Origin of the sequence: Blautia sp. AM29-29 (genome assembly GCF_003480555.1) — a bacterium.
Lineage (GTDB): Bacteria > Bacillota > Clostridia > Lachnospirales > Lachnospiraceae > Fusicatenibacter > Fusicatenibacter saccharivorans.
The window spans coordinates 157,479-178,882 of record NZ_QUJD01000002.1 but is presented as its reverse complement, the minus strand read 5'-3'; the positions used below and the strand labels follow the sequence as shown (position 1 = coordinate 178,882).

Genomic DNA, 21,404 nt, shown 5'->3' with positions numbered 1-21,404 from the left:
AATAACAATAAATTTGCGAGGCCACAGTTTTACAGACAATCTGTAATCTGTAACCTTTACAAATTACTATAAAAGTATACAGAACAGAAAGGAAACAAAAAAATGAAATTTTTAGACGCAGAATTCGTACAGGGATTTATCCGCATGGCAAACGATGGATGGGAGCAGGGATGGCATGAAAGAAATGGTGGAAACCTGTCCTATCGTGTAAAACCGGAAGAAGTAGAAAGTGTAAAAGGAAACTTTGAAGCAAAAGAATGGCAGCCGATTGGCACAAGCGTTCCGGCACTGGCAGGAGAGTATTTCCTGGTAACCGGAAGCGGCAAATATTTCCGCAATGTCATCATCAAACCGGAAGACAGCATCTGCATGATCGAGCTGGATGAGAAAGGTGAAAATTACCGTATCGTCTGGGGGCTGGTAAACGGCGGAAGACCGACTTCCGAACTGCCAAGCCATCTGATGAACCTGGAAGTAAAGAAGCTGCAGGATGAGCGTTATCGGGTTGTTTATCACGCACACACAACAAATATCATTGCCCTGACTTTCGTTCTTCCTCTCGAAGATAAAGTATTTACAAGAGAACTGTGGGAGATGGCAACCGAGTGTCCGGTTGTATTCCCGGCCGGCATCGGCGTTGTTCCGTGGATGGTTCCAGGCGGCAGAGAAATCGCCGTTGCCACCAGTGAACTGATGAAAAAATATGATCTTGCCATCTGGGCACATCACGGTATGTTTGCAGCCGGATTTGATTTCGATCTGACCTTCGGCCTCATGCATACCGCAGAAAAATCGGCAGAGATTCTCGTAAAAATGCTCTCCATGCGGCCAAAGAAACGCCAGACCATCACACCGGATGATTTCCGGCATCTGGCAAAAGATTTTGGCGTTACACTGCCGGAGGAGTTTCTTTACGAGAAATAAACCGGAAAGAATTGTTTTAGCAGACAAGTTGTGAGTGATTGCTGAAAAAATTGTATTGACATTATATGATTTAGAGTGTACGTAAAAGCGCCAGGAGATGAAAACCTGGCGTTTTTACGTGCGAGAAAATATTTGTAAAACTTTTTTGGGGCATAAGAGCAGAACAAACTGTTTTTCAATACAGGAATTCAATTGAGAAAATATGTGAGCAGATGTAAAATAAAATCAGAGATTTTAAGGTACAGAAGCAGGAGCGAAGGGAGGTTAAAAGAGTGCGGAAACAGAAAAGTGAACGGAAAAGAAAGGTGCAGAAATCATTAAAATTCCATCTGATTTATACCGCGTGTGTTGTGTGTGTTCCTGTTTTTCTTGCCCTGTTTTTCATTGTGAATGTATCGATTTTTCTGATACAGGAAAAAATTGCGGAAGACAGCCGGGAAATGCTGAGCATGAATGTGCAGATGATGGATGAAGAATTGCAGAAGGTGTCCTCCTATCTGAAAGAAGATAATGGAGTGTCACCGGAAATGGAAGGATTTCTTTCTGGAAATCAGTGGGAAGAGTATAAAAGTGAGGTCAGTTCTTTTCAAAAAATGGAGGATATTATTCTGCGTTTTCGCTATGTGGATAACTACATATGCTATTTACCTAAAACGGGAAAAAGTATTTGTCGTTTTACAGAAAACAGCGGGGATTTCAATTTACGTGAAGCAGTCAAGAAAGAGATTAAAGAAAATCCGAAAGAATTTTACGGAACCGGGGACTACTGGAAAAACCGAAAGATTCATGATACCAATCTTCTGATGTGCAGCTGGGGGAATGAGGATGTCATCTTGTGTGCATGGACTACGTATGATTCCATGATGACGCTTACGAAAAACTGGAAAAAAACAAAGGGCAGTTCCTACTGTATTACATCAAAGGATGGAGAAGTGTACACGGATCTTCCGAAAGAGATGCATGATCTGGATTTTACAAGAGACAAAGACGGATATTATTTTTCCGGAGAGTACGACAAGTATCTGATTATTCGGGAAGAATCTTCGTGCAGCGATATGCAGATGGTCAGAATTGTGAACCGGCGAGATCTGCTGGGAGCGTTGTGGACGATTCGTTTGCTGAATGTAGCGATTATGGTGGTATTTGCATTTCTAATGCTCCCTCACTTGTTTGTTACATTGCAAAAATATATTTTTCATCCGATTGACCTGTTGGAAAAGGGAATCCGTGAGGTGGAACAAGGTGATTTATCTGTAAAAATTCCAGCGGATGAAAGCAGTACAGAAATGAAACATCTGATTACATCTTTTAACAACATGGTAGGGCAGATCGGAGAATTAAAGATTCGCAATTACGAGGAAAAGATGGAATATCAGAAGCTGATGCTGGATTATATGTCGCTTCAGATAGAACCGCATTTTTATCTGAATGCATTAAACCTGATCAATACAATGGCGCAGATGCAGGACACGGAACTGATCGAGAAAATGACGGAAAATCTTTCGTTGTATTTTCGCTATATTACCAGTTCCAGAAATAAGAAAGTGACAATTGGTCAGGAACTGGAGCACATCGGTCATTATATGAATATTATGATGATCCGGTTCGGAGAGTGCTTTCAGTATGAAGAGAAGGTGGATGAATCACTATATTCTTTCCTGATCCCGCCGCTTCTGATCCAGACGATGGTGGAAAATTCCATGAAATATGCATTTGATGTTTATGGTGATACCAGAATTAAAGTAGAAATCCGGGAAGAGACGGGAGAAAAGAATTATGTGGTGATTCAGGTTTCCGATAATGGAAAAGGCTATCCGCAGGAGATTATCTCGCGTTTTGAAGAAGAAATTCCAATGGAGGGAACCCATATTGGTTTGTGGAATGCAAAAATGCGGTTGCAGCATCTATATCCCAATACATCGAAATTCCTGTTATCGAATCAGGAACCACAGGGTGCCGTTACAACAATTATAATAGAAGAAACAGAGGAGAAAAAAGCATGAACTTACTGATTTTGGACGATGAAATTTATACGGTCCGGGCCTTACAAAAAAGTGTGGACTGGAAAGCGGCGGGAATTGATACGGTAGAGATTGCATTTAATACAGAAAAAGCAAGAGAGATCGTATCTCAGAACCAGGTCGATGTGCTGCTTACCGATATTGAGATGCCAAGAGAGTCCGGGCTGGAATTTTTGGAGTGGATGAAAGAACAGGGAAAAGAGTATAAAGCAATCTGCATGACCTGTCATGCGGAATTTGATTATGCGAAAAAAGCGCTGGGACTTGGTGTGATGGAGTATCTGGTAAAGCCGGTGAACCGGGAAGAACTGGTGAACTGTGTGAAAAAAGCTGTTCACGAAATTGAAAAAGAACGCAGAGTGCGACAGAAAAGCGCAGAGGGAAAATTCTGGGAAGAAAGCCGAAAAAGAGTACAGAGAGATTTCTGGCAGGATCTTGTGACGGGAGCGCTTGGAGAAGAACCGGACAGAATTCAGAAGAAGGCGGAGAGATGCGGCATTGCTTATGATATCAATGAACAATACCGTATGGGTTTGTTTTGTATTCGGAATACGAATGAGAGGCGTCAGGAGTGGAAAGAAGATGCAGTACTCATGAAGTCGATTGTGGAGAATATTGCAAAAGATATTCTGAATGGGGAAAAGGAACTGGAAAAAGCAGGATGGAAAGGGGAAACTATGTGGATGCTTTTTTCAGAGAAAGAAACGGAAGATCTTTATGGAAAAATTGAGCATTTTTTGAGCGAACTGGAACGAGTGATGCAGTTGAACATGACGGCTTATCTTTCGGAAAATGAATTTGGAGAAGAACTGCAGAATGTATTGCAGAGACTGGAAGAACAGAATGAGCAGAATGTATCGGTGGAACATGGAATTGTCGATGAAGAGGTGCGGAGAAAATCAAGTGATGAAAAGGCTACCTATTTAAAAAAAGTCAGAGAGATGATTAAAAAGAAAGATTTTGATGGTCTGGAACAGCTTTTTATTACATATGCCAAAGGGAAAAAATATGCGGGACAAAAAGAACTTTTTCTGGAAGGAGAAAAAGTAAAATTTGAATTGCAGCTTTTCGCGCGAGAAAATCAAATTAGTATCGAAGAATTCTGGACAGATGAATTGATCGAAAAATCAGAGGGAATTTACCGGTCGCAGAATCGATATCTGGAATATGCATTGTGTGTGTTGAAACGAACCAGAACGCTTCTGACAGAAAAAGAACAGGAAAGCGATCTTCTGGGAGAAATTAAGAAGTATGTGCAGGAGAATTTGGAAAACCGTATTACAAGAGAGCAAATCGCGGAGAAAGTTCATTTTTCCGAAGACTACCTGTCCAAAATTTTCAAAAAGGAGACCGGAATTTCCTTAAATGAATATATCACACAGGAAAAAATTGCCTATGCGAAGAAACTGATTGAAGAAGATAAAGATTCCATCGGCAATATAGCCGTAAGGCTGGGATACAGCAGCTTCTCGTACTTCTCTGATATTTTTAAAAGAAACACGGGATGTCTGCCGAGAGAATACAGGAAAAAGAGCAGAAATACAGGGGAAACAGAAGAATAGCGGATGAACAGACAAAAAGCAGAAGAAGCCAAGAGAACGGAATTGTGGTAAAATGTCGCAAAAACGATAAATGGGAAATCAGGAAATGAAAAATAATATCTTTTTGGGGATAGATGGAAAGAAAACAGCGCGGAAAAAAGATAATCTGGCACAGAAGGCAGTTAGAAAAAACTGTTCACAAATCGTAAAATAGAATTACAGAAAGAGGGAAAGAGAGCATAGAAAAAAGCTCTCAAAACGATCTGAAAATCAGACAAGGGAGGATTTGTGATCTATGAAAATGAAGAAAGTTGCAGCAATGGGAATGGCAGCCGTAACGGCACTCTCCATGCTGGCCGGATGTGGCAGCAGCGGTGGTTCATCAAGCAGCAGCTCGGCAGAAAAAACAGCGGAAAGTGGAAGTGCACAGGCAACATCCGACAGTGGAGAAGCTGAGGATATTGTATTTGCAATACCGTTAAGTAAGACCGTTGATATGTCCCCAATTGAGGATGAAGTAAACAAGATCACGGAAAACAAGCTGAATGTTCATGTAAAAATCGAAGGAATTTCCATGGCGAACTACAGCAATCAGGTTGGACTGATGATGTCCGGCGGTGAGCAGATTGATATTGTGAGCTGGATTGGTACATACAGCTCACTGATTGCGAAAAAACAGCTGATGCCGATGACGGACCTGATTGATCAGTACGGTGCAGATGCAAAAGAGGTACTTGGAGAAGAATTCTTAAAGTCCACAACCAGCAACGGAGATCTTTATGGACTTCCGGTTAACAATGGAAAAGCAGCTGTTTTAAATCTGGTTATTCGAAAAGATCTGGTAGAAGAACTGAATCTTCCGGTAGATCAGCTGACTCAGGCAGCAGATTTTGACGGCTACTGCAAGAATTTGGATTTGATCACAGAAATGTATGCCAAAATTCATGAAGCACATCCAGAAATGGCATGTGTAGTTCCAAGTCAGACAAATCCGAATGGATTTATGATTACAGGAGTGCCTTTTGTGGATGGTTTAAACGACTCGCTTGGTGTACTGATGCCAGGTGAGGATTCCAAACTCGAAAATATTTATGCAACATCAGAGTTTGAAAAACTTTGTGAGTATGCATACGATTGGAATCAGTCAGGATATGTTCTGGAAGACGCGACAACAACACAAGAAACAAATAATACTTATATGCAAAATAATCGTGCTGCTACATTCTTTATTACAGGAGAAGAAGGTCAGGCAGAACAGATTACAACAGCGACGGGTGTTGACGTAGAATCTATTAAATTAGTAGAACCTTATATTACGACAGCCTCTGTAAATGGTATTGGATTTGGTATTTCTTCTACCAGTAAGCATCCAGAAGCGGCCATGAAATTCCTGAACGAAATGTACAGTAATGCAGATCTGGTCAACCTGTTAGACTGGGGAATTGAGGGCGTTCATTATGAAGTCCAGGACGATGGAACGGTTGATTTTCCGGAAGGGGTGGATGCCAGCAATACAACGTATGGTCTGAACATGGACTGGTTCTTTGGAAATCAGTTCTTAAGCAAAATCTGGGGTAAAGGAAGAGATACTACCATCTATGAGAGACTGGAAGCAAACAACAAAAATGCACAGTTCACACCGGTTATGGGATTCTCTTATAACAGTGAGCCGGTATCCACAGAAATTGCAGCAATTTCCAATGTAACAAATCAGTATCTGCCAGGCTTACAGTGCGGTTCCCTGAATCCGTCTGAGACCATTCCGGAATTTTTACAGGCACTCGATGACGCAGGTATCAATGTTGTAATCGAAGAAAAACAGAAACAGCTGGATGAGTGGAAAGCAAACAATCAGTAAACAGAGAAATAGTCAGTAAAGAAAAACGCAGGCTGCTGCACGGGTGCAGCAGCCTGTTTTGATGACAGACAAACTGATACAAAGTGTAAAAATGGAGTGGCAAGAAATATGACGAATAAAAAGAAAAAAGGCCTGAGAAAACAGTGGCCGTTTTATTTGATGGTACTTCCTGGAATGTTGTATCTTCTGATTAATAATTATGGACCTATGGCGGGACTGTTTATCGCGTTTAAGAAAATCGATTATTCATTAGGTGTCTGGAAGAGCCCATGGGTGGGACTGAAAAACTTTACCTATTTATTTAAAACAAAAGCAGCTTTTCAGATCACAAGAAACACGATTCTTTACAATCTGGTATTTATCGTTCTTGGTACAGTTCTCGGAATCGCAGTCGGCATTATGCTCAGCGAACTGCGGCATAAATGGGAGACAAAAATATTCCAGACATTAATTCTTCTTCCATATCTTCTTTCCTGGGTTATCTGTGCGTATATCGGATATGCCTTTATGAGTAAAGAAACTGGTCTGATCAATGGCGTACTGAGCAGTCTTGGCATGGCGAAGATAGACTGGTATAACGATGCCGGAAAGTGGCCGTTTATTCTTACTTTTGTCAATTTGTGGAAAGGCATCGGTTATGGTTCCATTGTTTATATGTCCACAATTATCGGTATTGACCGATCTTTGTATGAATCGGCCATGGTAGACGGAGCCAGCAAATGGCAGCAGATCGTCAAGATTACCCTGCCGTTATTGAAATCCACCGTAATCATGATGCTGATTATGAGCATTGGCCGTATGTTCTATTCCGATTTCGGTCTGTTCTATCAGATCCCGATGAACTCCGGAAGTATTTTCTCGACCACGCAGACAATTGATACGTATGTATACCGTGCACTGATGCAGCAGAACGATGTAGGAATGTCTTCTGCAGCCGGTTTCTATCAGTCAATCGTTGGATTTATCTTAGTACTGTCCGCAAACATGATTGTCCGCAAACTCAGTCCGGATGATGCAATGTTCTAAAAAGGGGGAAAAGAAAAATGGCAAATGTATTAGGAAAAGGAGAAAAGATTTTTCAGGTCATTATCCATATCTTTTTGATCCTGCTGGCACTCTGTGCAGTTTTACCGATCTGGATTCTGGTTGCCGGTTCGATCACCGGAGAACAGGAACTGATTTTAAGCGGCTATTCATTTATACCGAAAACACTGAGCCTGGACGCCTATAAATATCTGTTTTATAAAGGAGCCGATATCCTGCGTGCTTATGGTATCACCATTTTTATCACGATATTCGGAACGGCAGTGAGTCTTCTGATGACACCGCTTCTTGCGTATCCGCTGTCCAGAAAAGACTTTAAAGCAAGAAACATTTTCGCTTTTCTGGTCTTTTTTACGATGCTGTTTAATGGTGGTATCGTACCGTCTTACATCATGTGGACGCAGATTTTTCATATGAAAAATACAATCTGGGCACTGATTGTACCAGGTCTTCTGATGAATGGATTTAATGTTATTCTGATGAAGAACTACTTTGCACAGAATATTCCGCCGGAACTGATTGAAGCAATGAAAGTGGATGGAGCCGGAGAGTTCTGCATTTTCTTTAAAATGGTACTTCCGCTGTCTCTTCCGATTATGGCAACCGTAGGCCTCTTTGTCGGAATTGGTTATTGGAATGACTGGACAAATGGTTTATACTACATTACAGATACTTCGCTTTTCAGTCTGCAGAATCTGTTGAATCGTATTTTACAGGATGTGCAGTTCTTAAGCTCCAGCACCTTGTCGCAGGCAGCCGGAGGCGCAGCAGCGCAGACAACCATGCCGTCTGTCAGCATCCGTATGGCAATTTCCGTTGTTGGAATTCTGCCGATTATGATCCTGTATCCATTCTTCCAGAAATACTTTGTAAAGGGAATTACAATTGGAGCGGTAAAAGGCTGATATAGCAGAAAACAGGAAACCGAAAGCATGAAAAACAGAAGGTATCAAAACATGGAGGTGTAGCAAAATGGAGTTTCAGATCCCATATACGAACTGGATCTGGCTTCCGGTGTGGGGGCCGGACGACCAGGAGGAATGTGCGCTGGCTTATTTTAAAAAGAATGTGAAGCTAGACGCCGTTCCGGAAGAAGCGTGCGAGATTGAAATCTCGGCAGATTCCAGATATAAACTGTATGTCAACGGAGTATTAGCAGAACTTGGTCCAAGCAAGGGAGACCGGATGAAATGGTATTACGATACCGTCGATCTTGGTCCGTTCCTGAAAGAAGGAGAAAACAGCATTGCCGTAGAAGTTCTGCGGTATCCGATGAACAGCCGGAAAGGTAATTATGGTGTTTTCCGTACAGAGACACCGGGCTTGTATGTGAAAGAAAAACCAGGAAAGGTTTCTCTTGGACTGAATGCAGATGCTACCTGGAAATGCTGGAGGGAAAAAGAGTTTCATATTGTCTCAGAGAATCCGTTTTTTGCACCGCTCCAGATTCTGGAGGAGCGCAGCGGAGACGGCGAAACGGCGGGATGGAAATACAGCACTTACGATGACAGCAAATGGGAAACGGTAAAAGTATATAATGAGTTCGAGATGCCAAAAGCAGTTTCTCCGGGAAATCTGTTCCCGCGTCCGATTCCGTATATGAAAAAAATCCCGGCAGAATTTCCTGGTGTCCATGGAAAATATGAGGCAGAAGCTTCAACCCGGGAAGCTTGGAATGATGTGCTGCATAAGAAAGGAACCATTACGATTCCGGCAGGCTGTACCGTATGCGTGGAAATCAATGCAGGCGAAGAAATGACGGGATTTCTTTCTTTACAGCTAAAGCAGGGAGCAGGAGCAGAAGTAAAAATTCTGACTTCCGAGTGTTATGTAGAAAAAGAGAAAGGTGAATCCGACCATCCGATGCGGCTGCCGAAAAAGGGAGACCGCTGTGACTGGGAAAATGGAGAGCTGAACGGTTATACCGACACGTATCACGTAGCGGGATATGGCGATGCCGAACAGGAAGAGATCTATGAACCATTCTGGTTCCGGACCTTCCGTTTTGTCCGGCTGGAAATCAGGACAGCGGAAGAACCGCTTGTCGTTACAGGCTTTGATTATATGGAAACCGGATATCCACTGGAAGTGAAAACCAAAGTGGAAACGTCCGATGAAAGCCTGAAAGGCGTGTGGGATATCAGCCTTCGGACTTTAAAGAGATGCATGCATGAAACGTACGAGGACTGTCCGTTCTATGAGCAGCTGCAGTATGCGATGGATTCGAGAAGCCAGATTCTTTATACCTATATGGTATCGGGAGATGACCGTCTAGCCAGAAACTGTATGGACGATTTCCGGCGCTCCCAGCGCTATGATGGGATGATTAACTGCTCATACCCGACCTGGGGACCGAATGTTATTCCGGGATTTTCTATTTATTATATTTTGATGCTGTACGATCACATGATGTACTTTGGTGATCCGGAATTTTTACGGCAGCACATGGGAGCTGTGGATGGAATTCTGGAGTTCTTCCGGAGAAATCTGGATGAGCGGGGTCTGGTAGGAAAAGTCGGAGGCATCAACGGCAGAGCAAAATACTGGTCTTTCATCGACTGGACAAAACAGTGGGATGAGACAAGCGGAATGCCGCGTGCCGGACTGGAAGGGCCGATTACGATGGAAAGCCTTCTGTATATCCTGGGTTTGGAATATGCTGCAAAAGTTCTCGAATATCTGGGAAGAAACAGTGTGGCAGAAGAATACCGGGAGCGTGCCGCGAAAGTCCGCGATGCGGTGAACCGCTGGTGTGTGGACGAAAATGGCGTATACATCGATGGACCTGGCGTAAAACAGTACAGCCAGCATTGTCAGGTATTTGCATTACTGGCGGGCTGTGTAGATCCACAGAAAGGCGCAGAGAACCTGAAGAAATCCATGGAAGATCCGGAAACTTATGCACAGTGTTCCGTGGCAATGGCGTATTATCTGTACCGAGCACTGGAAAAAGCCGGTATGTACGCAGAGACGGAAAAGTGCTGGGATCTCTGGAAAAAAATGGTAAAAGACAATCTGACCACCTGCGTGGAAGACGGCGTAAACGGCAGAAGCGACTGCCATGCGTGGGGATCGCTGATCCTGTTTGAGCTTCCGGCGGTTGTCCTAGGCGTTCATCCGGCAGCACCGGGCTATGAAAAGATTGCCGTAGAGCCAAATCCGGGCTATCTTGAATGGGCGAAAGGTGAGGTTATTACGAAAAAGGGAATGGTGAAAGTTTCCTGGAAAAAGACGGAATCTGGTGTGGATGTAGCGTATGAACTGCCACAGTAAAAGGAACGACGCAAGTCATAGACGAAAACTATGACTTGCGTCGTTTTTGTACATGACAGAGCGGGTAGTCCGACAGAACAATTTTAGTCCGGCCACACAAAGTGTGCGTTCCCTGCTTCGAGCCCGTCAATCAGAATATTCTGCCCGGTGCAGAACCGGTTCGTCACGGTCATGAAATACGCCCAGTCGGCAGCCTCCTTGACGGTCATCCACCTCTTCAGCGGTGTCAGATCCATAATCTGATCCCAGAGCTTTTTGTCCTCCATGACCGGCAGATTCAGCTCCGTCAGTACGCCGCCAAAGTCAAGGCTGTTGCACGTTCCGCCGTACGGTGCAATGCGGAGTGCCACATTTTTCGTATAAGCGAGCACGCCGCCTTTACTTGCCGTATACTCCGGAAATTCTGCACCGGTGTGGCCGCTGGCCGATCCGATCATAAGAACGGCGCGGATTCCATCATGAATCCCGTAGGATTCCGTGATCGCAATGGTTCCCTTCAGATTGATATCAATATCATCTTCATTCTGCACGCCGGCGTTGTTGATAACAATATCAAACGGCGCAAGAGACGGATACTGCTTTTTATCGCGGATATCGAGACAGAAGTGGGTATAATGCTCCTGCACAATCGAAGCTGCTTTCCGGTCAAAGCCGGTAACGTCAAATCCTTCTTTTAGAAATTTTTCCGCAATCGCTTTCCCGATTCCGGAACTGGTTCCTGTGATAAGTACACGCATATGATAACCTCCAAGTCAAAGATTACCCACATTATACCGCAAACCCGCCGTGTGATCCAGAGAAAAGGAGAGGCATTTCCGGATTGCTTGGCATCCCAAGAGAGCTGCCCGTGGCAGGTCCTGCCGGTGTGCTCGAAATAGCAGGAATTGGCCTGAACGATCCGATTTGGTTTCCAAAAGAGAACAAAGGAATGAAAGTAAAACGTGGAAAAATCAACGGATTTATGGTACAATGTGCGCATAAGCGTCAGGCACCGAGCGACAAGACAGATCCGGAACATTTCCGACCAACGAAAAGCATCCATTCCGATTGTGCCAAAATAGACGTAAAACAGGTGCGGCGGCATTCTGGAAAAGAGGAGAAGACCATGGAAAAACAGAAAAAGATAGCGCTGATTAACGATTTGACCGGCTTTGGCCGGTGTTCCACAGCCGTGATGGCGCCGCTTGTGTCAGCGATGAAGATTCAGGCGGTGGTAGTTCCGACCGCGATTCTTTCCGCACATACGCAGTTCCCGACGTATTACTTTGACGATTATACGGACCGGATGAAGGATTACATTCAGACATATAAGGATCTGAAGCTCGATTTCGACGCGATTTCAACCGGTTTTCTGGGATCGGAGCAGCAGGTAAACATTGTGCTTGATTTTATCTGCCATTTTAAGACGGACAACAATTTCGTCATCGTTGATCCGGTAATGGGAGATTATGGAAAGCTGTATCGAACCTACACAAAAGAGATGTGCGACAAGATGAAAGAACTGGTTCACTATGCGGACATCATTACACCGAATCTGACAGAGCTGTGCACACTGCTCGATATGCCGTACCCGGAAAACGGGGCATCCATTGAGGAGCTGAAAGAAATGTGCTCCAGACTGGCAGAGCGGGGGCCGAAGCACATTGTGGTGACGGGTATCCATTTCAATCAGACACAGATTGCAAACTTTATCTATAATAAAGGAGAAGATTTCCAGATTGTCATGGTAGACCGGATCGGCGGCGACCGGAGTGGGACGGGAGATGTGATCGCGGCGATCATTGCGGGAATGTATCTGAACGGCCACAGTCTTTACGAATCCGTGAAAAAGGCGGCAGACTATGTATCGAAATGCATCCGCTACTGTGAAGAGAACGAAGTGCCGAGTTACTGGGGACTTAGTTTTGAAATGTTTATGAAAGATCTGACGGAGGAAAACTGATGTATTTATATACCGTAACCGGAGCCGTCGGCGAGGAGGGATACCTCGACCTTGCAAAAAGCGGCGATTTAACCGGAAAAAATGTCTATGTCAACATGACGAACAAATGTCCGTGCAGCTGTGTGTTCTGCCTGCGCCAGACGAAACAGCAGCAGGAGGGAAATACACTGTGGTTAAAAGAGGGCGAGCCGTCCGTTGAGACGATGCTGTCGCTGTTTGCAAAGTACGATCTGAGCGTAATCAACGAGCTTGTATTCTGCGGCTTCGGCGAACCGCTGGAGCGCCTTTCTGATGTCTGTCAGGTGATTGATGCGCTGAAAAAGCAGTATCCGTCCCTGAAAGTACGCCTGAACACGATCGGACTTGCAAATCTGATTTATGGAAGAGATGTCACGCCGGAATTAAAGGGAAGATTCGACACCGTTTCGATCTCTTTAAATGCACCGGATGAAAAAGAGTTCCTGGAGCTGACACGCTCCCGCTTTGGGCTTCAGTCATATGAGGCGCTCAAGGAGTTTGCTGTCCTTGCGAAACGGTATGTGCCAAATGTTGTCATGACCGTGGTGGAAAAAGTTATGCCGGAAGAAAAAATCCAAAAATGTCGGGAAATCTGCGATTCCCTTGGCGTTACGCTGCGGGTAAGACCGTTTGAAAATTAAAAGATAAAAGCTTAAAATTTTTAAGCTTTTATCTTCTTTATCTTTCCCTTGTGTTTTTGACGGGCATTGCCTATAATAGAAAAGAAAAACAAAAGAGAGGGAAAGACGTATGAACGAATCTAATGGAGTCATTCGTGATGCGAGAAAACTCGGCATTCCCAAAATGCTGATTCTCGGATTGCAGCACATGTTTGCCATGTTCGGCGCAACCATTCTGGTGCCGATTCTGGTAAACAGCTACTTTGTGGATGCATGCGGCGAGGGTCCGTCGAGAGGCCTTACCGTATCCGTCACACTGTTCTGTGCCGGTTTTGGAACTCTGCTGTTCCATCTGTGCGCGAAATTTAAAGTTCCGGCATTCCTTGGTTCCTCGTTTGCATTCTTAAGCGGTTTTGCCGCTGTTGCAAATCTGAACACGGGAAAATATGCCAATATGAGTGTCAACGACAAGGCAGCCTATGCCTGCGGAGGTATTGTGGTAGCAGGTATTCTGTACCTGATCTTTGCCCTTATCATCCGCCTGGTCGGCGTAAAACGCGTGATGCGTTACCTGCCGCCGGTTGTCACAGGTCCGGTCATCATCTGCATCGGCCTGAGCCTTGCAGGTTCCGCCATTGGAAATGCTTCGACCAACTGGTTCCTGGCACTGGTGGCACTGGCTGTCATCATCATTTTCAATATCTGGGGAAAAGGAATGTTCAAAATTATTCCGATTCTGATGGGTGTTGTGATTGCCTATGCCGTGGCCGTGATCTTAAACGCACTCGGGATCAAAAACCCGGACGGATCCGTCATCATCAACTTCGCACCGGTTGCGCAGGCAGGCATCGTCGGACTTCCGCCGCTGCAGTTCTGCAAATTTGATCTGACGAGTATCATGATTATGGCGCCGATCGCGATTGCTACCATGATGGAGCATGTCGGCGATATGTCCGCAATCTCTGCAACGGTAGGAGAGAACTTCCTCTCCGATCCGGGACTGCACAGAACGCTGCTTGGCGACGGTCTTGCAACGGCAATGGCAGGTCTCATTGGCGGACCGGCAAACACAACGTACGGTGAGAACACCGGCGTTCTGGAACTGAGCCGTGTTCATGACCCGAGAGTCATCCGCATTGCTGCAGTTTTTGCCATCATTGTCAGCTTCATTCCGAAGGTATCGGCACTCATCAGCACCATGCCGTCCTCCATCATCGGAGGCGTCAGCTTTATGCTGTACGGTATGATTTCTGCCATCGGTGTGCGTAACGTCGTTGAGAACAAGGTAGACCTGACGAAATCAAGAAACCTGATTATTGCGGGTGTAATCTTTGTCTGCGGACTTGGGTTCAGTGACGGCCTTTCCTTTACCATTGGCGGAACGACCATCACCCTGACTGCACTTGCAATTGCAGCGATCGCAGGAATTCTGCTGAATATGATTCTTCCGGGCAACGATTACGAATTCGGCGTAAACGAGACCGGAGACGAGAACAGAGGAATCCACGCATAAAAAGCAAAAAGAAAAAGATCTGTATTTTCAGAACCTGTTATGAAAAATGACAGGTTCTGAAAATACAGATCTTTTTTTCTTTTCAGACTATTTTATCCGTTCAAACGCGATCCGTGGGGAGTGATTCAGGACGTAGATGATGCCGCACTGTTCAAATCCGTTTTTCCGGATCAGATGCTGCATGATTTTGTTGTCTGCATGTGTATCGATACGCAGATGCGGGATCTGTGCCTGACAGTAAGCAACGATCTGCGAGAAAAATCCATGGATCGTTCCATCCGAGGCAACCTGGTGGATGGTGCCGTATGGCGCATCGGAAAGCCAGGAGCCGTCGTCGATCTGCAGATACGTCGGATCTTCACCGATGATGAAGGCAAAGACGCCGTGCAGTACGCCGCCTTCTTCGAGGACAAAGAGCTGACGGTCACGGATGCGGTTGCGAATCAGCGCTTCCGGCGGAAAATGATTTCCCCATTGATTCGGATTTCCGGTTTCCTGCATAAAAGAGCGGGCGTATGCATAGATTGCCATGATCGATGAAAAATCATTTTGGACGGCAGGTCGTATCATGATAAAATTCCTCCTTTTGGTTCGAAATCAGCAGTTTTATTGTAACACAGTGAATGGGGAAGCACAAGAAAGAGAAAACAGGATTTGACTTTTCAAAAAATCCTATGTACAATGAAGTTAGTTGAGACTAACTAAAAAGCAAAAAGGTAATTTCAGGTTATCCATCAGCCGGTTCCGTATCAGAACAGCAGAAAGGAAAGAATATGAAACAAAGTAAAAAACAAAATGAGACGGCGGGTATGAATTTTCTTCGCTATCTCGGACCGGGGCTTCTTGTCACGGTCGGCTTTATCGATCCAGGAAACTGGGCATCCAACATTGCCGCAGGATCGGGCTACGGCTATGAGCTTCTGTGGATGGTTACGCTGTCCACGATCATGCTGATTTTTCTGCAGCACAATGCGGCACATCTTGGCATTGTCACAGGAAAATGCCTCTCCGAGGCGGCAAGCGTCTATCTGCCATCCTGGCTGAAAAACACGATTCTCGCGACGGCGATGATGGCAGCAGTGGCGACTGCAATGGCGGAAATTTTAGGCGGTGCGATTGCACTTCAGATGCTGTTTGGCATTCCGGTCAGGCTTGGGAGCATGATGATTCTCGTGCTGGTTCTGATCTGTGAATTTACAAGTGCCTACAAACGGATTGAAAAACTGATTATTGTGTTTGTGTCGCTGATCGGTTTTTCGTTCCTCTTTGAGGTCTGGATTGCCGATATTGACTGGGCGAGGGCGGCCGTCGGCTGGGTGAAACCGTCGTTTCCAAAGCATTCGATGCCGGTTATCTTAAGTGTCCTCGGCGCGGTTGTGATGCCGCACAACCTGTTTCTTCACTCGGAAATTATTCAGAGCCGCCAGTGGAATCTCGAGGATGGTGCGGTGATCGCGCGCCAGCTGAAATATGAGTTCAAAGATACCCTGTTTTCTATGATGATCGGCTGGGCCATCAACAGTGCGATGATTCTGATGGCGGCCGCAACCTTTTTTCAGCCGCAGAATGCAAAACAGGTGGATGATCTCGCAACAGCGGGAAGGATGCTGACGCCGCTCCTTGGAAATGCCGCTTCTGTGATTTTTGGCGCTGCACTTCTCCTTGCTGGAATTTCGTCGAGCATTACCGCGGGAATGGCGGGCGGAACGATTTTTTCGGGAATTTTTAACAAGCCGTATGAGATGAAAAGTCAGGAGACACGCGGGGGAATCCTGCTGACCATGATCCCGGCGGCCGCGGTGATTCTCCTGATTGATTCCCCGTTCCAGGGGCTTCTCTATTCACAGATGTTCCTGGGAATGCAGCTTCCGATCACGGTGTTTACACAGCTCTATCTGACTTCGTCGAAAAAAGTCATGGGAAAATATGCAAACAGTCTGCGGCTGAAATTTGTCTTATTTGGCATTGCGGCGATTGTGACGTTGCTGAATCTTGCGCTGCTGTTTTTGCAGTAAAAGAAACAAAAACGGGAAGAACTCCGCCGCCGGCACCTGGAAAAGGTACCGGCGTGCGGAGTTCTTCTATTATAATATGCTCTCCATGCAGGCATCGACAAAGTCCTGCAGAAGAGGGGAAAGATTTCGGCCCTTTTTCCAGATTACGGCGATCTGTGTTTCAAGGTCACTTTCTAAGAGCGGCTGGATGCGAAGACCCTGACAGAGAGAACTCATGGACTGCGGGAAAATGGCGGTAGCAAGGCCTTCCTTTGCCCAGAGCATCGCGCCGCGGGGATCGTCGCAGACACAGAAGAGATCGGGTTCCATGCCGCGCGAGTGGAATGCATCCATGATGAGTGACTCGTACCGGCGGTAGATGATAAGTGGAATATTTAAAAGATCCGAAAGTTTTAGCGCTCCGTTCTTCTCGGGAAGCATATCTTTGGAAGAAACGGCAATCATAGGTTCAGAGCTTAAAATTTTATAGTCGACATCATCGAGCCGCAGCGGCGTGCGGGCAATGGAAATATCAATGATGCCGTCCATCAGATAGCGGTACAGGGTGTAGGTGATGCCGTCATGCACTTCGAAGTTGACGTCGGGATTGCGGCGGGAAAAAAGCGAGACACACGGCATGATTGTCGCAACTGTGGTCGGTGTGATGCCAAGTCGGAGAACCCGCTTTTTGCCGACCTTTGCGACCTCAAGCTCCGTCGATTTCACGTACTCGAGCAGGTTGGCGGAGCGGTCGTACAGCAGTTTTCCGGCCTCCGTCAGACGGACACCCTGGCGGGTGCGCTCAAACAGGATGACGTTCAGTTCCGTTTCGAGCTGTTTTAACTGGTAGCTGAGCGGCGGCTGGGACATGTTGAGGCGGCGGGCGGCCTCATGGATGCTTTCGGTTTCCGCGATGACACGGAAGTATTCGAGCTGACGCAGTTCCATAGGGGAAGCTCCTTTCGTAAAAAATTCTATGATATAAAAATTATATCACTAAGCGATAAAAACAATACTAGTCGTATTAATCATATGAGATTATACTGTCAATGTCAAGGTGCCAGGATTGCGGAGTACAAAATACGGAGCGATCCGTTATGGCATTGAAGAAACAAAGAAATGGAGAGTGAAAAAGAAGATGAAAAGTCTTGGAGTCTACTTGAAGCACTACAAAAAAGAGAGCATCATTGCTCCTTTGTTCAAGCTTCTGGAAGTCGTATTCGACCTTCTGGTGCCGATGGTTGTTGCCCAGATCATCGATGTGGGTATCGCCGGCAATAACCGTCCGTACATCGTCAGCCGTTTTGGAATCCTGGTTCTGATGGCGGCAGTCGGACTTTGCTGCAGTTTCACCGCACAGTACTTTGCGGCAAAAGCCAGCGTCGGCTGTGCGACAGAACTTCGCCAGGCAGTATTTGACCATATCCAGGCTCTGTCCTTTACCGAGCTGGATACGATTGGAACCGATACGCTGATTACCCGTCTGATCAACGATATCAACCAGGTGCAGAATGGAATTAACATGGGTCTGCGTCTGCTGCTGCGAAGCCCGTTTATCGTATTTGGTTCCGTTGTGATGGCATTTACCGTCAATGTAAAATGTGCCATTGTATTCCTGGTAACCATTCCGATTCTGTTCGTTGCCGTTTTTGGCATCATGCTGGTCAGCATTCCGCTGTTCAAAAAAGTACAGTCAGCGCTTGACCGCGTCACCGGAATGACAAGAGAGAACCTGACCGGCGTCCGCGTCATTCGTGCATTCTGCCGTGAGGAGCAGTCCGTTGCCGATTTTGAGAAGAGCAACGACGAGCTGACCCGTCTGAACGAATTTGTCGGAAAAATTTCCGCACTGTTAAACCCGCTGACTTATGTTCTTATCAACATCGCAGCCGTTGTCCTGATCTGGCAGGCAGGTCTTCAGGTCAACATCGGCAGTATGCAGCAGGGACAGGTCGTCGCACTTTACAACTACATGCTGCAGATCATTGTGGAGCTGATTAAACTGGCTTCCCTGATCATCACCTTAAACAAATCCGTTGCCTGTGCAGAACGTGTTTCCGGTATACTGGCCGTTCCGACCAGCATGGCTTACCCGGCAAAGAGCGGCGCTGCAAAGAAAGTCAGCGGAGATGCTGCTGTTACGTTTCAAAATGTCAGCTTCACCTACGAGGGAGCCGGCGCAGAGAGTCTGTCGGATATCAGTTTTACTGCAAAACGCGGTCAGACCATCGGAATCATCGGCGGTACCGGAAGCGGAAAATCGACTCTGGTCAGCCTGATTTCCCGTTTTTACGATGCGACAGGCGGTGAAGTATTCCTTGACGGTGAAAACGTGAAAGATTACACCAAAGAAGAACTTTGCCGTAAGGTTGGCGTCGTACAGCAGAGAGCTGTGCTCTTTAAGGGAAGCATCCGCGACAACATGAAATGGGGCAAGGAGGATGCCACCGATGCAGAAATCTGGGAGGCACTCACCACAGCCCAGGCAAAAGAAGTGGTGGAAGGAAAACCGGATCAGCTCGATTTTATGCTGGAGCAGAACGGAAAGAATCTCTCCGGCGGACAGAAACAGCGTCTTTCCATCGCGCGTGCGCTGGTAAAGAAACCGGAAATCCTGATTCTGGACGACAGCTCGAGTGCGCTTGACTTTGCAACGGATGCAAAACTCCGCAAGGCCATCCACAATCTTGAAGGAACTACCACCACATTCCTCGTATCCCAGAGAATCGCCGGCATCCGTCAGGCAGATCAAATCCTGGTACTTGGAAATGGTACGCTTGAAGGAAACGGCACACACGAGGAACTGATGAAAACGTGTGAGGTTTACCGCGAGATTTACTTCTCTCAGTTCCCGGAAGAGCGTGCATCCTATCATAACGAAAGCGGGGTGATCGCATGAAAAAGACAGAAAACAAGTCCGGAAAGAGCGGCATGCAGGTGATGAAAAAACTGATGGCGTTTATTGGAAATTACAAGATTTTCCTGGCCTTCAGTATTGTGCTGGCTGCGATTACCGTTATTTTACAGCTGTATATCCCAATCCTTTTCGGTGATGCGATCGATGAAGTTGTAGCAGCCCATCAGGTCAATTTCCCGGAAATGTGGTTCTATCTGAAACGAATCGTATTCTTTACCCTCGTTTCCGCCCTCTCTGCGTGGGTGATGAACCTGATTAACAACCGTATGACGTACCGCATTGTGCGCGACCTGCGTTCCCAGGCGATCCGCCATATCCAGGTGCTTCCACTGTCCTATCTGGATCAGCACAGCTCCGGAGACATTGTAAGCCGTGTCATCACAGATACCGATATCTTATCGGACGGTCTGCTGCTTGGCTTTACACAGCTCTTCTCCGGTGTGGTAACCATTATTGTGACACTGTTTTTCATGTTCTCAAAGAATGTATGGATCACACTCCTTGTGATCTGTCTGACGCCGCTGAGCTTCTTCGTGGCAAAATTTATTTCCGGCCGTTCGTTCAAAATGTTCCAGAAACAGAGTGAGACGAGAGGAAAACAGACCGCACTCATCGATGAGATGATTGGAAACCAGAAAGTAGTCAAAGCCTTCGGTTATGAGGAAAAAGCTTCCGAGCGCTTTGCAGAGATTAACAAAGATCTGCAGAAATACAGTCAGCAGGCCGTATTCTACAGCTCGCTGACCAACCCGTCTACCCGTTTTGTCAACAATGTCATCTATGCCGGAGTTGCCCTTGTGGGAGCGTTTATGATACCGGGCGGCGCGCTGACCGTCGGCGGACTTTCCGTTCTGCTGTCGTATGCAAACCAGTATATGAAACCGTTCAATGATATCAGCTCCGTTATCACAGAAATGCAGAACGCACTTGCGTGTGCAGGCCGTATCTTTGCCCTTCTGGAAGAAAAAGAGGAGAGCGCTGATCCGACCGGAACGATCGATCAGGTGACGGGAAATGTGACCATTGACGAGGTAGCGTTCAGTTATGACAAAGACAAAAAGCTGATTGAAAACTTTAATCTCGACGTACAGCCGGGCATGCGTGTTGCGATTGTCGGTCCGACCGGATGCGGAAAGACCACATTTATCAACCTGCTGATGCGTTTCTATGACGTAGATGCCGGAAAGATCTGCATCGACGGAAAGCCGATCGACGGGCTGTCCCGCCATGCACTCCGCAGCTGCTTTGGTATGGTGCTGCAGGATACGTGGATCAAGCAGGGAACTGTGCGCGACAATATCAGCTTCGGAAAGCCGGATGCGACCGAGGAGGAGATCATTCGTGCGGCAAAAGAGGCACACAGCTGGGAGTTCATCAAACGTCTGCCGAAGGGACTTGATACGGTTCTGAGTGAAGACAGCATCAGCCAGGGACAGAAGCAGCTTCTCTGCATCACCCGTGTGATGCTCTGCCTGCCGCCGATGCTGATTCTCGACGAGGCAACCTCCAGCATCGATACCCGTACCGAACTGCAGGTTCAGGAGGCGTTTGACAAGCTGATGCAGGGCAGAACGAGCTTTGTGGTTGCACACCGCCTGTCAACCATTCGCAATGCTTCCCTGATTCTTGTCATGAAAGACGGAAAGATCATCGAGCAGGGACGCCACGAGGAGCTGCTCGAGAAGAAAGGCTTCTACTACAATCTGTACAACAGCCAGTTCCAGGCGTCATAAAATATG

At 46.3% G+C, this 21,404-nt stretch carries 16 protein-coding genes; 13 read left to right on the top strand and 3 right to left on the bottom strand.

Annotation, left to right across the window (positions count from 1 at the left end):
• Positions 1 to 102: 102 nt before the first annotated feature.
• From rhaD to DW769_RS02490, 7 genes are all read left to right on the top strand, one after another.
• A complete protein-coding gene (gene rhaD / locus DW769_RS02520; protein WP_117509692.1) occupies positions 103 to 924 on the top strand; it encodes a rhamnulose-1-phosphate aldolase in 822 nt (273 codons plus the stop codon).
• Positions 925 to 1,196: 272 nt separating this feature from the next.
• On the top strand, positions 1,197 to 2,927 hold the full coding sequence (locus tag DW769_RS02515; protein ID WP_117509691.1) for a sensor histidine kinase: 1,731 nt from the start codon (positions 1,197 to 1,199) through the stop codon (positions 2,925 to 2,927).
• A complete protein-coding gene (locus tag DW769_RS02510) occupies positions 2,924 to 4,507 on the top strand; it encodes a response regulator (RefSeq protein ID WP_117509690.1) in 1,584 nt (527 codons plus the stop codon). The genes DW769_RS02515 and DW769_RS02510 overlap by 4 nt, the downstream gene beginning before the upstream one ends.
• A gap of 274 nt (positions 4,508 to 4,781) precedes the next feature.
• Entirely contained in the window at positions 4,782 to 6,344 is a 1,563-nt protein-coding gene (locus DW769_RS02505) for an ABC transporter substrate-binding protein (RefSeq protein ID WP_117509689.1), read from the top strand.
• A gap of 108 nt (positions 6,345 to 6,452) precedes the next feature.
• Positions 6,453 to 7,370 carry an ABC transporter permease gene (locus tag DW769_RS02500; protein ID WP_117509688.1) on the top strand — a complete coding sequence of 306 codons (918 nt, stop codon included), beginning with the start codon at positions 6,453 to 6,455 and terminating at the stop codon, positions 7,368 to 7,370.
• A gap of 17 nt (positions 7,371 to 7,387) precedes the next feature.
• Positions 7,388 to 8,293: a carbohydrate ABC transporter permease gene (locus DW769_RS02495; protein ID WP_117509687.1), complete on the top strand. Its 906-nt coding sequence runs from the start codon at positions 7,388 to 7,390 to the stop codon at positions 8,291 to 8,293.
• Positions 8,294 to 8,360: 67 nt separating this feature from the next.
• On the top strand, positions 8,361 to 10,661 hold the full coding sequence (locus tag DW769_RS02490; RefSeq protein ID WP_117509686.1) for an alpha-L-rhamnosidase-related protein: 2,301 nt from the start codon (positions 8,361 to 8,363) through the stop codon (positions 10,659 to 10,661).
• An 83-nt stretch (positions 10,662 to 10,744) separates the two neighbouring features.
• On the opposite strand, the gene DW769_RS02485 is transcribed toward DW769_RS02490, so the two are convergent.
• The gene (locus DW769_RS02485) at positions 10,745 to 11,398 is read right to left on the bottom strand and encodes an SDR family NAD(P)-dependent oxidoreductase (RefSeq protein ID WP_117509685.1); all 654 of its coding nucleotides are present in this window, start codon (positions 11,396 to 11,398) and stop codon (positions 10,745 to 10,747) included.
• 110 nt (positions 11,399 to 11,508) lie between these two features.
• On the opposite strand from DW769_RS02485, the gene DW769_RS02480 reads away from it, so the two are divergent.
• From DW769_RS02480 to DW769_RS02470, 3 genes are all read left to right on the top strand, one after another.
• The gene (locus DW769_RS02480) at positions 11,509 to 12,603 is read left to right on the top strand and encodes a pyridoxamine kinase (RefSeq protein WP_242991141.1); all 1,095 of its coding nucleotides are present in this window, start codon (positions 11,509 to 11,511) and stop codon (positions 12,601 to 12,603) included.
• Positions 12,603 to 13,262, top strand: a complete 660-nt coding sequence (locus DW769_RS02475) for a TatD family nuclease-associated radical SAM protein (RefSeq protein WP_117509684.1) — start codon at positions 12,603 to 12,605, stop codon at positions 13,260 to 13,262. Before DW769_RS02480 ends, DW769_RS02475 begins: the two co-directional genes overlap by 1 nt.
• Before the next feature lie 109 nt (positions 13,263 to 13,371).
• A complete protein-coding gene (locus tag DW769_RS02470) occupies positions 13,372 to 14,754 on the top strand; it encodes a uracil-xanthine permease family protein (protein WP_118749911.1) in 1,383 nt (460 codons plus the stop codon).
• Between the two features lie 87 nt (positions 14,755 to 14,841).
• Here DW769_RS02470 and DW769_RS02465 read toward each other — a convergent pair whose 3' ends face one another.
• Positions 14,842 to 15,324: an N-acetyltransferase gene (locus tag DW769_RS02465; protein ID WP_117509682.1), complete on the bottom strand. Its 483-nt coding sequence runs from the start codon at positions 15,322 to 15,324 to the stop codon at positions 14,842 to 14,844.
• Between the two features lie 203 nt (positions 15,325 to 15,527).
• Here DW769_RS02465 and DW769_RS02460 point away from each other — a divergent pair, with 203 nt between their 5' ends.
• Positions 15,528 to 16,769: an Nramp family divalent metal transporter gene (locus DW769_RS02460; RefSeq protein ID WP_117509681.1), complete on the top strand. Its 1,242-nt coding sequence runs from the start codon at positions 15,528 to 15,530 to the stop codon at positions 16,767 to 16,769.
• Between the two features lie 69 nt (positions 16,770 to 16,838).
• On the opposite strand, the gene DW769_RS02455 is transcribed toward DW769_RS02460, so the two are convergent.
• On the bottom strand, positions 16,839 to 17,696 hold the full coding sequence (locus DW769_RS02455; RefSeq protein ID WP_117509680.1) for a LysR family transcriptional regulator: 858 nt from the start codon (positions 17,694 to 17,696) through the stop codon (positions 16,839 to 16,841).
• A gap of 190 nt (positions 17,697 to 17,886) precedes the next feature.
• On the opposite strand from DW769_RS02455, the gene DW769_RS02450 reads away from it, so the two are divergent.
• Together DW769_RS02450 and DW769_RS02445 are read left to right on the top strand one after the other, a co-directional pair.
• Positions 17,887 to 19,647 (top strand): ABC transporter ATP-binding protein, encoded by a 1,761-nt coding sequence (locus DW769_RS02450; RefSeq protein WP_117509755.1) that lies wholly within the window; start codon positions 17,887 to 17,889, stop codon positions 19,645 to 19,647.
• Positions 19,644 to 21,398, top strand: a complete 1,755-nt coding sequence (locus DW769_RS02445) for an ABC transporter ATP-binding protein (RefSeq protein ID WP_242991140.1) — start codon at positions 19,644 to 19,646, stop codon at positions 21,396 to 21,398. The genes DW769_RS02450 and DW769_RS02445 overlap by 4 nt, the downstream gene beginning before the upstream one ends.
• The last annotated feature ends 6 nt before the right edge of the window (positions 21,399 to 21,404 follow it).

Excerpts from the sequence above, each read along its gene's own strand:
- DW769_RS02495 (WP_117509687.1), top strand. The coding sequence starts at position 7,388 with ATGGCAAATGTATTAGGAAAAGGAGAAAAGATTTTTCAGGTCATTATC.
- DW769_RS02490 (WP_117509686.1), top strand. The coding sequence starts at position 8,361 with ATGGAGTTTCAGATCCCATATACGAACTGGATCTGGCTTCCGGTGTGG.
- rhaD (WP_117509692.1), top strand. The coding sequence starts at position 103 with ATGAAATTTTTAGACGCAGAATTCGTACAGGGATTTATCCGCATGGCA.
- DW769_RS02485 (WP_117509685.1), bottom strand. The coding sequence starts at position 11,398 with ATGCGTGTACTTATCACAGGAACCAGTTCCGGAATCGGGAAAGCGATT.
- DW769_RS02450 (WP_117509755.1), top strand. The coding sequence starts at position 17,887 with ATGAAAAGTCTTGGAGTCTACTTGAAGCACTACAAAAAAGAGAGCATC.
- DW769_RS02505 (WP_117509689.1), top strand. The coding sequence starts at position 4,782 with ATGAAAATGAAGAAAGTTGCAGCAATGGGAATGGCAGCCGTAACGGCA.
- DW769_RS02470 (WP_118749911.1), top strand. The coding sequence starts at position 13,372 with ATGAACGAATCTAATGGAGTCATTCGTGATGCGAGAAAACTCGGCATT.
- DW769_RS02445 (WP_242991140.1), top strand. The coding sequence starts at position 19,644 with ATGAAAAAGACAGAAAACAAGTCCGGAAAGAGCGGCATGCAGGTGATG.
- DW769_RS02455 (WP_117509680.1), bottom strand. The coding sequence starts at position 17,696 with ATGGAACTGCGTCAGCTCGAATACTTCCGTGTCATCGCGGAAACCGAA.
- DW769_RS02500 (WP_117509688.1), top strand. The coding sequence starts at position 6,453 with ATGACGAATAAAAAGAAAAAAGGCCTGAGAAAACAGTGGCCGTTTTAT.
- DW769_RS02465 (WP_117509682.1), bottom strand. The coding sequence starts at position 15,324 with ATGATACGACCTGCCGTCCAAAATGATTTTTCATCGATCATGGCAATC.
- DW769_RS02475 (WP_117509684.1), top strand. The coding sequence starts at position 12,603 with ATGTATTTATATACCGTAACCGGAGCCGTCGGCGAGGAGGGATACCTC.
- DW769_RS02460 (WP_117509681.1), top strand. The coding sequence starts at position 15,528 with ATGAAACAAAGTAAAAAACAAAATGAGACGGCGGGTATGAATTTTCTT.
- DW769_RS02510 (WP_117509690.1), top strand. The coding sequence starts at position 2,924 with ATGAACTTACTGATTTTGGACGATGAAATTTATACGGTCCGGGCCTTA.